Genomic DNA, 13138 nt, shown 5'->3' on the forward strand with positions numbered 1-13138 from the left:
CGCAAACATCGCCTTCAAAATGAAGACTTTGTCTACAAGCTGAAGCGGGGAATCCCTATAAGATTCCCCGCTTTTTATTTTACGCCTCCAAAGCCAGTGCCGGTCCGAAAAATTCGTATTTTATATTGTTTTTGCTGAAGCCTAGCGCTGTCAAATGACTGACGACCGCACGCATAAATGAAATCGGTCCGCATACGTAGCATACGCTGTTTGATTCAATGACCTGCTGTAAAAAGTCTCGGCTTACATAACCCGTAATGTCGCACACTTCCGATTCATCTTTTTTCGCTTCATAGGCAATGTACATTTTTCCATCGTTTAACTTTTCAACGAGCGCCCCTGCTTCTTCGCCAAATGCATGTGCATCTTTATTACGCGCTGCATGAACGAATACTGTTTTGCGATTTGGCTCATTTTCTGCAATTGAGCCAAGCATTGCCATCATCGGCGTAATTCCAACACCGCCTGAAATTAATGCGACTGGCTGCTCTCCTTTTTCTAAATAGAAATCGCCAGCAGGTGCGCTTGCTTCTATCGTATCGCCCACATTTAATCGATCGTGAAGGTAATTTGATACTTTTCCCTGTGGATTATGATCTGCTTCCCGTTTGACAGAAATGCGGAAAGAGTCGCTTCCCGGTGCTTGAGACAAACTATACTGACGGTTCAATAAATGCTTTTGGCCAGGAATTGATAAACGGACTGTAATGTACTGCCCTGGCAAATACCACGGAACGGATACGCCATCTTTTGCTTTTAAATAAAAAGATGTAATAAGTGAACTTTCCGTTACTTTCTTTTCAACGATAAATTCTTTAAAATCTTCCCATCCACCTGACTTCTCAGCTGCTTCTGCATACATTTCTTTTTCAATATCAATAAACACTTGCGCGATCACGCCATACGCTTCGCCCCATGCACCGATGATTTCATCTGTTGCTGCATCACCAAGCACTCCTTTAATCGCTTTTAATAAATATTCACCAACGATTGGATAATGTTCTGGTTTCACGGTCAAACTGCGATGCTTTTGGGCAATTTGCTTCACTGTCGGAAGAAGCACTTCAAGCTGATCGATATACTGAGCTGCCGCGTATACTGTATTTGCAAGAGCTGTCTGCTGACGGCCTTGTGATTGATTTGCATGGTTAAAAATATTTAATAGTTCAGGGTGTGCTTCAAACATTGTTTTATAAAAATAAGTTGTAATGTCGACACCATGTGTTTCTAAAATAGGAGCAGTTGATTTGACGATATCAATTGTTTTTTGTGATAGCACGATAGTTCCCTCCGATTCATCTTTTAAAGATGTATTTTATTTATATCTTATTTATACTGGATCAACACAAAAAAAGCAATATTTTAAATACACCTTTTAAAAATTGTTCACAATTGCACTCGATCGTTACCCGTGACATAATAAATAGACAGGATAGGTGAGAATATGAAATTAACATTATATACAGACTACTCGCTGCGTGTTTTAATTTATCTTGGTTCGTATAATGAAGATAAGTTGTCCAATATAAAAGATATTGCCGAAGCCTACAATATTTCTAAAAACCACTTAATGAAAGTGATTCATGAACTCGGCAAACTTGGCTACATTGAAACGCTGCGCGGACGCAACGGCGGCATCCGGCTGGCGATGGAGCCAGCAAAAATCAACATCGGTGCTGTCGTCCGGAAAACGGAAGATGATTTTCACATTGTGGAATGCTTTTCCGAAGAAAAAAACAGGTGTGTTATCACTCCTGTCTGTGGGCTGAAACACGTTTTATTTGAAGCGTTGCAGGCGTATCTTGCCGTGCTAGACCGCTATACGCTCGCCGACTTAATAACGAATAAAGACATGCTCCGCACACTATTGAACTCTGACGCGTCATTCAAACAATGATGCGTTCTTTTTGTTACAATGAAATCACTACCTAATATAAAGGAGAATTTCACATGACTACTTTTCATGAACAGCTTGAAAAATATGCACAACTATCCGTAACAACTGGCGTCAATGTACAACCCGGTCAATCACTTGTTGTACGTGCGACACTCGATGCCGCTGAACTGGTCCGTCTTATCGTTCAAAAAGCATATGAAGCGGGCGCAAAACACGTATATGTTGACTGGAGTGACGACACCGTTTCCCGTTTAAAGTATACTCTTGCTCCTGATGAGGCATTTAATGAATTCCCGGCATGGAATAAGCTAATGATGGAAACACTCGCTGAAGAAGGCGCTGCTTTTATGTCTATTATTTCTTCAAGTCCTGATTTATTGAAAGACGTTGATTCAAAGCGGATTGCTGCATATCAAAAAACAGCTGGTACCGCGATGAAAAAATACCGTGAATACATTCAATCTGACAAAGTGAGTTGGACAGTCATTGCTGCTCCGTCAAAAGAATGGGCAGATAAAGTATTTGCTGATCTGCCTGAAGAAAAGCGTATTCCTGCCCTATGGGAAGCCATTTTCAAATCAGTTCGCGCTGATCATGCGGATCCGATACAGTCATGGAAGGAACATGACGCCCGTCTTTGTGAAAAAGTCGCCATATTAAATGAAAAGCATTTCAAAACGCTTCACTACACTGCACCAGGAACAGATTTAACGATTGATCTGCCTGATAATCATTTATGGGTCGGTGCCGGTAGTATCAGTGAACAGGGTCATTCATTTATGGCTAACATGCCGACAGAAGAAGTGTTTACCGTACCGATTAAAACAGGCGTAAACGGGTATGTAAAAGCGACGAAACCGCTTAGCTACGCTGGAAATATTATTAACGGATTTACGGTTACGTTTGAAAAAGGACGCATTGTCAATGTGACGGCAGACGAAGGAGAAGATGTTTTACGGCAGCTTATTGAAACAGATGAGGGCGCTCATTATTTAGGCGAAGTCGCACTCGTCCCGCACGATTCCCCTATTTCGAACGCCGGTATTTTATTCTTTAATACATTATTTGATGAAAATGCATCGAATCATTTGGCAATCGGCAGCTCATACGCGTTTTGTATTGAAGGCGGTAAAGCAATGGCACAGGAAGAACTAGAAAAAAACGGCCTTAATACAAGTATTACACATGTTGATTTCATGATTGGTTCTGCTGATATGAATATCGATGGCATTAAGCAAGATGGCTCACGTGAACCCGTTTTCCGCAATGGAAACTGGGCATGAATTAAGAAAGGACTTTATTTATAGACGTTTTCAGCTCCTTAATTCTTTATTGGTCACAGAAATGGTCACATTTCCTTAGCTTCAAACAATTTATCTAATTCATCAGCCACGTGTTTCCGCATACTAGGTAGCACGTGGCTATATTTATTTAGCGTAATTTGAATAGATGTGTGTCCAACCCTCTCTGATATAACCTTTACATTACCGTATAAAATCTATGTTTCTTTGAATATGTCATGAAGTGTTCAACCTGCTCAGTATCCCAAACGGTTATCTCGTCATTACTTCTTTTTGGTAAAGGAACATGGATTTGAAATTAGCAATCACAAGAGAATACTCTTGGAAATCCCCAAGCAGTTATTTCTATATAATTATATAGTGGAAATAAGTAACCTGCTGATTTTTATCTTTTTCGAACACCTCAAAAATGATTAGCAACCATTCTATATACCCTCTAAAACGTCACCAGACGCTCCAAATTCGCTTTTAAAGTGCTTTACATTTTTCTTATAGGAGGTCCTTTTGTATGCACAATCACCTTATAGTGAGTTTAGTGATTGTCTTGAATGGATATGCTAATGAGTGTTGCATAGCAATTGACTGCCAACACTGACTTTATTAAGATGGGTGAGTAACAATAACATCGAGGTGAGCGTATGAGCGAATGGATCACAGTAGTAGAAATGAGCGAAAAAACAAATATCCGCCAAGAAACATTGAAAAGATATATGTCAATGCATAAGCATTTATTAAGGATGAAGAAAGAACACGGAACCTATCAACTACACGAAGATTGCTATGACGTATTAACTAAAATTCGTGAGTTGTATAAGCAGGGCAAAACGAATAAAGACGTGGACAAGTTACTAACTTCATCTGGTATCCCAATGACCATTGATGTTGTGAGCGAATCGGGTGAGATAGTAAGTGCTGATATGAGCGAAGTTGTTTCAAATATTAAAGCGGCACTCGAAGAACAGAAGCAAGCATCTGCCAAACAAAAGGATTTTAACGAAATTCTTTTAAATTTGCTTGAAACACAATCCGAAAAATTCGATGCTCGACGCAAATACATTAAAGATAGTGTAAATCGTAGAGACGAACAACTCATGGCATCGTTACGTGCAAGTCAAGAAGCAAAGAAATCATTGCTTTCTACTCAAACGAGTGAGAAAGAAGAAAAGAAAAAATCATGGTTTAAAAGGATTTTCAAATAAAAGGAGAGGACGTAGATTATGTCTGATTGCTATACTACAAGAGAACAAGTTTCTAAAAATAGTGGCTCTAAGTTGGATCCACCTTGAATTACCTAAAAGTCGATGCTAAAACCACTAACATTAGATTCTTTGAATACAGATTTAGTCCACTATTTTTGTTCGTTAGAAGATTGTGATGTTGTGTATCTCGATACCGATAAAAATTGTACTCCATATTGGAAATTAAAGTTCCTATTCACCTAAAAGATAACTCTCTTACTATCCCTGTTTGCTATTGTTTTGATTAGACAAGAGATAGAATTAAAAAGTATGTTGAAAAGGGACTTACTCCTAATCCATATAGAACATATCCGTGGAAACATAAAAGAAGACCTATGTGATTGTAAAGTGAATAACCATCAAGGTACTTGTTATTTAGGAAATGTTACAAACCTTATTAATCAATATGATTCATCTTTGTTCTACTATCATTTAACGCTACCCAAAAGTTCCCACCGTCATTTCCGAATATCTAGAATATCTGGTTGTTCCTCGATACTAATACCCACACCAGCTTCAACATTCTGTACGTACAATATTAATTTAATGACTTCTTCTTTGTACCTATTTTCATAAATCGTAATCATTTATTTACTCCTCCAAACTGAGAATTTAAAATTAATTTTTTCTTTTGAAGAGATAACAACATTCTTGTTTAACAGAGCCTTCTTTTTAATAATTATTTGGTAAAGGTTCATTCCAGTACGGTAACGGTAATCATAATAAGGGAGGTGATTTTGTGGGGATAAAGGGAGCGGCAAAAACAAGTAGAAAGAAAAAAATAGAGGAATTGAACATAACAGACTTTAAACTGCTACCTTCTGCTAAACCTCCGCTTTTTCACGGATACACAGTAAGAAAAACTGTTACAGACCACCTTTGGAGAAAGAAAATTCGTCCTTTGATATTGGAACAGCAAGGAAAAAAGTGTTCTATTTGTGGCTGGACACCTGAAAATGATACAGAAATAAGACATCTTCACTTGCACGAAATAGAGGAATACGATTTTTTAAATAAGATTTGCAATTTGATTGATATACAACTCATTTGCAAGAAGTGTCATTCATTCCAGCATATCATACGGACTGAATTAGTTTCGACAAAGGAACAATGGGAAGATTTGATGCAGCACTTCATAAAAGTAAATGAATGTTCTCCTGAAATTGTGGATGATTTTGATGTAATTATAGCGAAAGCATTACAATCAGAAGGATACAAGCGGAAATTTTTAGAGTTATCCTCATTGGATGAAATAATTGAGTTAGGACAAAAACCAGTTCGTTTTACCATTGATCCTCATATTCCTTACGCTCAAGAATTGATAAAACAAGTAGAAAAAAAGGGATTACTGTACGAGTCTAAATCATAAAAATGGCTCACGTGAACTCGTTTTCCGCAATGGAAACTAGGCATGAATTAAGAAAGGACACCAGCTAATTAAATGCCGGTGTCCTTTCTTAATTAAAAGCTGAATTCATTTAGGCGATTGTAATATTTAATTAAAAAATCATAAAATAATTTTTCAGATGGCGGCAACGGTCTTGTTTTTGTAATAATCACCCCCACTGTTCTCGTCACGCGCGGCACACTGATTGGGATACTCACCGTACCCATTGGTGTATGATCAATAAGCAGTGTCTCCGGAAGCAGACTCACACCAAGCCCTGCTTCCACAAGCCCTTTAATCGTATAAACGTCATCGCTTTCAAATGCAACTGCTGGCTCAAAATTCACTTGACGGCATGCTTCAATGACGAGAGCGCGCATATCATAACCGGTACGGAACAGAACGAACTGGTCATCCATTAAATCACGCAAATTGAGTGATTCCTGTTTCGACAGGCGATGATGCGTCGGAATAAGCGCACGCATATGTTCCGAGAAAAAGATGTGTGTCTCAATTTCCGGTGACGGTTCTGGAACGGGCGAAACGAATGCCATATCAATTTCTCCTTTTTGAACAAGTTCCCGTAGTTCACGGTTTGATCCTTGATTAAAATCAAATCCGACATCCAAATATTGACTGCGAAACGCTGAAATTACACGAGGTAATGTTTTCGTTGCCAACGAGTTCGGAAAACCGAGCCGAATTTTGCCCGCTTCCGGATTTAAATAATCATTAACCGCTTGCACCGCTTTATCCATCGCATCCATCGCCGTTTCAACATACTGCAAAAAAATCTTACCCGCATGCGTCAGTCGAACACTTCTCCCTTCACGTAAAAACAGTTCTACGCCAAGTTCATCTTCTAATTTTGCGATTTGCCGGCTGACAGCAGATTGAGCGACATGAAGGCGATGGGCCGCTTCTGTGACATGTTCTTCTTTTGCAACTTCCATAAAATATTTAATTTGGCGCATCTCCATATTTGCTTCCCTCCTCCAATTCATCTCATTATGAGATCGAAAACTCGTTAATAATATATTGATTGTATCATTTATCATCTTTACAATAAATATTAACAGAGAAAATGATTTAAATCCTGGAGGTGTACGACATGAATCTTTACGGTTATCCAGAAAAACAAGGCTTATACAATCCTTCTAATGAACACGATGCATGCGGCATCGGTTTTATTGCCAATATAAAAGGGCGTCCTTCCCACAAAATTGTCCAGGATGGTATTCATATGCTTTGCCGTCTTGAGCATCGCGGTGGGAACTTGAATGGAACAACAGGTGATGGTGCGGGAATTATGCTGCAAATTTGCGATAATTTTTTCCGCAAAGAATGTGAAATACTGAACATTAATTTACCTGCTCCTTTCCATTATGCAGTGGGTATGTTCTTTTTGCCCAAAAATAAAAAACAGCGCGAACACATTCAATTGGAGACTGAACTCATTCTTCACGAAGAAGGATTAAAACTGCTCGGATGGCGCGATGTTCCTGTTAACCAAGAAGCAGCGGGACCGGAAGCATTGGCAATCGCTCCTTATGTCATGCAATTGTTTGTTGAAAAAAGCAAAAAGCACGAAACAGAAAAAGAATTTGAACGCGCGCTATATATTATGAGAAAACGAATTGAAAATGAAGTTAGGAACAACTCCGATGTTAAAGGTTCATTTTACATTCCAAGCTTCTCAACAAGAACGATTATTTATAAAGGAATGCTAACACCCGAGCAAATCGATCAATATTACATTGACCTCTCTAAAGAAGACTACCAATCTGCTTTCTCGCTCGTACACTCTCGCTTCAGTACAAATACATTCCCGAGTTGGGAACGCGCGCATCCATACCGCTACTTAATCCACAACGGCGAAATTAATACAAACCGCGGCAATGTTAGCTGGATGCAGTCACGCGAGAAAGCTGGTTACTCAAAACATTTCGGCCATCAATACGAACAGCTTTTGCCGGTTATCGATACGAACGGAAGCGACTCTGCTATGCTCGATAACGCAATTGAATTTTTAACATTGTCTGGACGCTCCCTTCCCCATGCGGCGATGATGTTAATTCCAGAACCGTGGGACCGCGATCCTCACATCATCGATCCGAAACTTGCCTTCTACGAATATCATAGCTGCCTAATGGAACCGTGGGACGGTCCAACATCGATCTCATTTACAGACGGCCGCCAAATCGGGACTATCTTAGACCGAAATGGATTGCGCCCCGCACGTTATTATGTAACGGATGATGATCATATTATTTACTCTTCTGAAGTGGGTACAATCGAAGTCGATGAAAAACGAATCGTGAAGAAAGAAACGGTCAGTGCCGGTGAGATGCTACTTGTCGATTTAGAAAAAGGCCGGATCGTATCTGACGCGGAAATTAAACAAGAAATTACGACAGCTGAACCTTACCGTGAATGGCTAAATGAAAATTTAATACACATTTCAGATTTGGAAGAAAGAGCCGGATTACAGGAAGTGTATAGCGAGGATGAAATTCTGAATCTTCAAAAAATATTTGGTTATACGTATGATGAATTAACGAAACAAATCGCACCGATGGCAGTTGAAAAAACAGATCCAATTGGTTCAATGGGCTATGATGCGCCGCTTGCTGTTTTATCTGAACGACCGCAGCTATTATACAACTACTTCAAGCAACTGTTCGCGCAAGTAACGAACCCGCCAATTGATGCAATTCGCGAAAATAATGTAGTCTCTGCGATGACTCTCCTCGGCGATGAAGGAAATATTCTGGCTCCGTCAGCACGAAACAGTCGCCGTATACGACTAGAAACGCCGATTCTTAGTGAAAAAGAATGGAATAAAATTGCCTTTAACAAAGAAATTGCTTTCAAAACAGCAACACTGTCTCTTCTTTTCAATATTAAAGAGCAAAAAGCACTTTCACAGACGATGGCTCGCTTATTCATCGAAGCAGATGCGGCAATCGATAACGGCGCATCAATCATTATTTTGTCAGACCGCGGTGTAACAAATAAAAAAGCAGCAATACCGGCATTGCTTGCTATAAGCGGCCTACACCAACATTTAATTCAAACAGGACGCCGCACAAATGTAAGCATCGTACTAGATACAGCGGAAGCACGCGACGTTCATCAATTTTGCTGCTTGATCGGCTACGGGGCCGATGCCATTTATCCATATTTAGGGATTGCGTCGATCCGTGCGATGATTACAGACGGAACGATTACCGACCTTTCCACTGAGGAAGCAGAGAAAAATTATTCCTATGCAGCAACGAGCGGCATCATTAAAGTCATGGCAAAAATGGGTATCTCGACCGTACAAAGTTACCGCGGCTCCCAAATTTTCGAAGCGGTCGGTATCGGTCATGATGTCATCGAAACATATTTTACCGGCACAACGACAGCGCTTGGCGGCATTACACTAGATGTTATTTTAAAAGAAACACTTGCCCGTCATCACGATGCATATGGCAAAAGTGAATTTAACGATCCGACGCTCGATTCAAGCGGTGAATTCCAGTGGAGACGCACCGGTGAAAAACATGCGTTCAATCCGAAAACAATTCATATGCTTCAGCACGCAGCAAGAACGAACAATTATGAGTTGTATAAAGAATTTTCCGAAATGGCGAACGAAGAAAATATTATGTTCCTTCGCGGTCTATTGGACCTTGATTTCACGGCTCGGCCATCCATTCCGCTGGAGGAAGTTGAACCACTCGAAGATATCTTCAAACGGTTCAAATCTGGTGCGATGTCATACGGTTCAATCAGTAAAGAAGCGCATGAATCACTTGCGATTGCATTAAACCGGCTTGGCGGCAAAAGTAATAGTGGTGAAGGTGGCGAAGATCCAGTCCGCTACCACCCGGATGAAAATGGTGATATGAGAAGCAGTGCCATCAAGCAGGTCGCATCAGGTCGATTTGGTGTCACAAGCGAATATTTAAATACAGCAAATGAAATTCAAATTAAAATGGCGCAAGGAGCGAAACCGGGTGAAGGCGGTCACCTTCCAGGTAAAAAAGTGTATCCATGGATTGCGGAAACACGCGGTTCAACACCTGGAGTAGGCTTGATCTCTCCTCCTCCTCACCATGACATTTATTCGATTGAAGATTTAGCACAGCTTATATACGACTTAAAAAATGCCAATCAAGAAGCGCGCATTAACGTTAAGCTCGTCGCGAAATCTGGTGTCGGGACAATTGCTGCTGGTGTAGCGAAAGGGTTAGCCGATGTTATTCTCATCAGCGGTTACGAAGGCGGAACGGGTGCATCACCGAAAACAAGTATTAAACATGCCGGTATCCCGTGGGAAATTGGCCTAGCTGAAACACACCAAACGCTTCTTATGAACGGCTTGCGTGAAAAGGTAACGCTCGAAACAGACGGGAAATTAATGAATGGCCGCGATGTCGTCATTGCAGCGTTACTCGGTGCAGAAGAATTCGGCTTTGCGACAGCACCGCTCGTCATTCTCGGCTGCGTGATGATGCGCGTCTGCCATATGGATACATGTCCGGTTGGTGTAGCGACACAAAATCCAGAGCTTCGCAAAAAGTTCATGGGCGAGCCGGAACACGTCGTCAACTATTTAACATTTGTTGCGCGTGAAATGCGTGAAATTATGGCGGAACTCGGTTTCCGAACAATTAATGAAATGATTGGGCAAAAACAAGTACTGAAGCCACATGCACGCAAAGAATCGCACTGGAAAGCAAAATACCTGGACCTGTTCCCTCTTTTATATATGACGCCGCTCAAAACGGGTCAAAAACAGTTCAAAACGAAAGATCAAGACTATAAATTAGAGCGTACAATTGACCACCAACTTCTATTAGAGGCAATCCGACCTGCTCTTGAAAATAAGCAAGTCGTATGCGGTGAATTTGACATTATCAATACAGACCGTGCTGCGGGTACAATTACGGGCTCTGCCGTCACGAATGCGTACGGCGCAGAAGGTCTTCCAGACAACACTGTTCAATTCACTTTTAATGGCTCTGCTGGTCAAAGCTTTGGGGCTTTTCTTCCTAAAGGATTGACGTTCACTGTAAATGGCGACGCGAATGATTATTTCGGTAAAGGCTTATCAGGCGGCCGCTTAATCGTCCGTCCTCATCGTGATCTAAACCTTGTACCGCATGAACAGGCGATTTGCGGAAATGTAAACTTATACGGAGCAACAAATGGGGAAGCCTTTATTAACGGCCGTGCCGGCACACGTTTTGCTGTCCGGAACAGCGGCGCGAATATCGTCGTTGAAGGGATTACCGATCATGGATGTGAGTACATGACTGGCGGGCGCGTTGTCATTCTTGGCGAAACAGGCCGTAACTTTGCAGCCGGTATGTCAGGTGGTATTGCCTACTTGTATGCACCAAACCGCGAGAAGCAAGAACGTTTGATTAATCGTGAAATGGTCTTAACAGAGTCACTCGAAAATGCACAGGAAGAAGCAACAGTAAAAGCGTTAATTGCAAGCCATGTCCAGTGGACAGGAAGCCCGCTTGCCACTTCGATTTTAGAAAATTGGGAATCAGAAAAAAAACACTTTATCCGTGTGATCCCTCACGAATATAAAGACATGATGAAAGCCATTTCTTATTTTGAAGAACAAGGTTTACAGCAATCTGAAGCAAAATACGCAGCATTTACGGAGAAAAAAGTGCCTGTTATTGAAAATGTGTAAGAAAGGAGAATGACTCAATGGGGAAAGCAACCGGCTTTATCGAATATGACCGTAAAACCGCTCCAGGACGGAATCCCGTCGAGCGCGTCAAAGATTGGAAAGAATATACGACAGTCCTTCCCGAAAAAGAATTAAGCATTCAAGGAGCCCGCTGCATGGACTGCGGGACTCCCTTCTGCCATACAGGACAGATGATTGGAGGAACGCCGTCTGGCTGCCCGCTTTACAACCTCATTCCAGAGTGGAACGACCTTGTCTACCGCGGACGATGGAAAGAAGCGCTTGACCGTCTCGTGAAAACAAATAACTTCCCCGAATTCACGGGCCGCGTTTGTCCAGCTCCTTGTGAAGGGTCTTGTACAGTCGCGATCAACGACCCGGCTGTTGCGATTAAATCGATTGAAAAAGCGATTATCGACAAAGGGTTTGAAGAAGGATGGATCGTGCCAAACCCGCCAAAACGCCGCACAGGAAAACACGTTGCCGTTGTTGGTTCAGGCCCTGCAGGACTGGCAGCTGCAGACCAATTAAACAAAGCGGGTCATCTTGTCACAGTATTTGAACGTGATGACCGTATCGGTGGTCTCTTAATGTACGGAATTCCTTCCATGAAACTTGAAAAAGAATCAGTCGAACGCCGCGTAAATTTATTGAAAAACGAAGGCATTGAATTTGTTGTGAATACAACGATTGGCAAAGATATTACAAAAGAACAGTTAAAAGAAGAATATGATGCGGTCATTTTATGTGCTGGTGCACAGACACACCGCGACATCGTAATCGAGGGGCGCGAAGCTGACGGCATTTACCTCGCAATGGAATATTTGACGAAAAGCATTAAAGGGCTTCTTGATCAAACGGATGAAAATATCATTTCTGCAGAAGGCAAAAACGTCATCGTTATCGGCGGCGGTGATACAGGTGCTGATTGTATTGCGACGGCGATTCGTCAAGGAGCGAAAAGTGTCGTTCAGTTCGGTAAACATGAACGTCAGACTGTCGCCCGTAAAGGAAACAACCCATGGCCGCAGTACCCGAATACATTCACGCTTGATTATGCGTATGCAGAAGCAGCGGCTGTATACGGCGAAGATCCGCGTGAATACTTGATCTCAACGAAGAAATTCGTTGCGGATGAACATGGTAAATTAAAAGAGCTGCATACTGTCCACATGGAAAAAACATACCTTGAAGACGGCTGCTACACAATGACTGAAATTCAAGGCAGCGAACAAGTATGGCCTGTGGAGCTTGTGCTAATCGCAATCGGTTTCAGCGGAACTGATATGCCGCTAGCGAATCACTTTGGTGTCGATACGACAGCCCGCAATACAATACTTTCTAAATATGGAAAATATAACACGAACGAAGAAGGCATTTTTGCTGCCGGCGATATGCGTCGTGGACAAAGTCTCGTTGTATGGGCGATCCACGAAGGACGCGAAGCAGCACGTGAAACAGATCGTTTCTTAATGGGTGAAACAAAACTACCTTGATTTAAATGGGCTGCCCCCGCTTCCTTATTTTTGAGCGGGGTATTTTTAGTTTAGTCACCTGTACTTTCCGACCATTTCGCCTACTTTCTGACCGCTCCCCAGGATTTCTGATCACTTT

At 41.6% G+C, this 13138-nt stretch carries 10 protein-coding genes; 7 read left to right on the forward strand and 3 right to left on the reverse strand.

Going from position 1 to position 13138, the window contains the following annotated elements; all coding sequences use genetic code 11:
* Positions 1 to 79 precede the first annotated feature (79 nt).
* Positions 80 to 1279 (reverse strand): NO-inducible flavohemoprotein, encoded by a 1200-nt coding sequence (hmpA, locus tag AWH49_RS14010; protein ID WP_063966233.1) that lies wholly within the window; start codon positions 1277 to 1279, stop codon positions 80 to 82.
* 165 nt (positions 1280 to 1444) lie between these two features.
* Here hmpA and AWH49_RS14015 point away from each other — a divergent pair, with 165 nt between their 5' ends.
* The 4 genes from AWH49_RS14015 to AWH49_RS21340 all read left to right on the forward strand — a co-directional run bounded on the left by AWH49_RS14015 (position 1445) and on the right by AWH49_RS21340 (position 4640).
* Positions 1445 to 1897, forward strand: coding sequence for an Rrf2 family transcriptional regulator (locus AWH49_RS14015; RefSeq protein WP_063966234.1), 453 nt, complete (start codon positions 1445 to 1447; stop codon positions 1895 to 1897).
* A gap of 53 nt (positions 1898 to 1950) precedes the next feature.
* On the forward strand, positions 1951 to 3180 hold the full coding sequence (locus AWH49_RS14020) for an aminopeptidase (protein WP_063966235.1): 1230 nt from the start codon (positions 1951 to 1953) through the stop codon (positions 3178 to 3180).
* Positions 3181 to 3836: 656 nt separating this feature from the next.
* A complete protein-coding gene (locus AWH49_RS14025; RefSeq protein ID WP_063966236.1) occupies positions 3837 to 4397 on the forward strand; it encodes a MerR family transcriptional regulator in 561 nt (186 codons plus the stop codon).
* 102 nt (positions 4398 to 4499) lie between these two features.
* Complete coding sequence (locus AWH49_RS21340; RefSeq protein WP_244886860.1) at positions 4500 to 4640, forward strand: hypothetical protein; 141 nt, start codon at positions 4500 to 4502, stop codon at positions 4638 to 4640.
* A 254-nt stretch (positions 4641 to 4894) separates the two neighbouring features.
* Here the strand turns inward: AWH49_RS21340 and AWH49_RS21015 are convergent, their stop codons facing one another.
* The gene (locus AWH49_RS21015) at positions 4895 to 5023 is read right to left on the reverse strand and encodes a hypothetical protein (protein WP_280512835.1); all 129 of its coding nucleotides are present in this window, start codon (positions 5021 to 5023) and stop codon (positions 4895 to 4897) included.
* A gap of 152 nt (positions 5024 to 5175) precedes the next feature.
* Between AWH49_RS21015 and AWH49_RS14030 the strand changes: the two genes are divergently transcribed.
* A complete protein-coding gene (locus AWH49_RS14030; protein WP_063966237.1) occupies positions 5176 to 5805 on the forward strand; it encodes a hypothetical protein in 630 nt (209 codons plus the stop codon).
* 92 nt (positions 5806 to 5897) lie between these two features.
* On the opposite strand, the gene gltC is transcribed toward AWH49_RS14030, so the two are convergent.
* Positions 5898 to 6803 (reverse strand): glutamate biosynthesis transcriptional regulator GltC, encoded by a 906-nt coding sequence (gltC, locus tag AWH49_RS14035; protein ID WP_034288977.1) that lies wholly within the window; start codon positions 6801 to 6803, stop codon positions 5898 to 5900.
* Between the two features lie 131 nt (positions 6804 to 6934).
* Here gltC and gltB point away from each other — a divergent pair, with 131 nt between their 5' ends.
* Together gltB and AWH49_RS14045 are read left to right on the forward strand one after the other, a co-directional pair.
* Positions 6935 to 11524 (forward strand): glutamate synthase large subunit, encoded by a 4590-nt coding sequence (gltB, locus tag AWH49_RS14040; protein ID WP_063966238.1) that lies wholly within the window; start codon positions 6935 to 6937, stop codon positions 11522 to 11524.
* Positions 11525 to 11541: 17 nt separating this feature from the next.
* Positions 11542 to 13020: a glutamate synthase subunit beta gene (locus AWH49_RS14045; RefSeq protein WP_063966239.1), complete on the forward strand. Its 1479-nt coding sequence runs from the start codon at positions 11542 to 11544 to the stop codon at positions 13018 to 13020.
* The last annotated feature ends 118 nt before the right edge of the window (positions 13021 to 13138 follow it).

The sequence above is a fragment of the Domibacillus aminovorans genome (assembly GCF_001643235.1).
GTDB lineage: Bacteria > Bacillota > Bacilli > Bacillales > Domibacillaceae > Domibacillus > Domibacillus aminovorans.

What these genes read in the sequence shown, in the direction of transcription:
- AWH49_RS14015 (WP_063966234.1), top strand. Translation starts at nt 1,445, where the DNA reads ATGAAATTAACATTATATACAGACTACTCGCTGCGTGTTTTAATTTAT.
- AWH49_RS14020 (WP_063966235.1), top strand. Translation starts at nt 1,951, where the DNA reads ATGACTACTTTTCATGAACAGCTTGAAAAATATGCACAACTATCCGTA.
- AWH49_RS14025 (WP_063966236.1), top strand. Translation starts at nt 3,837, where the DNA reads ATGAGCGAATGGATCACAGTAGTAGAAATGAGCGAAAAAACAAATATC.
- AWH49_RS21340 (WP_244886860.1), top strand. Translation starts at nt 4,500, where the DNA reads ATGCTAAAACCACTAACATTAGATTCTTTGAATACAGATTTAGTCCAC.
- AWH49_RS21015 (WP_280512835.1), bottom strand. Translation starts at nt 5,023, where the DNA reads ATGATTACGATTTATGAAAATAGGTACAAAGAAGAAGTCATTAAATTA.
- gltC (WP_034288977.1), bottom strand. Translation starts at nt 6,803, where the DNA reads ATGGAGATGCGCCAAATTAAATATTTTATGGAAGTTGCAAAAGAAGAA.
- gltB (WP_063966238.1), top strand. Translation starts at nt 6,935, where the DNA reads ATGAATCTTTACGGTTATCCAGAAAAACAAGGCTTATACAATCCTTCT.
- AWH49_RS14045 (WP_063966239.1), top strand. Translation starts at nt 11,542, where the DNA reads ATGGGGAAAGCAACCGGCTTTATCGAATATGACCGTAAAACCGCTCCA.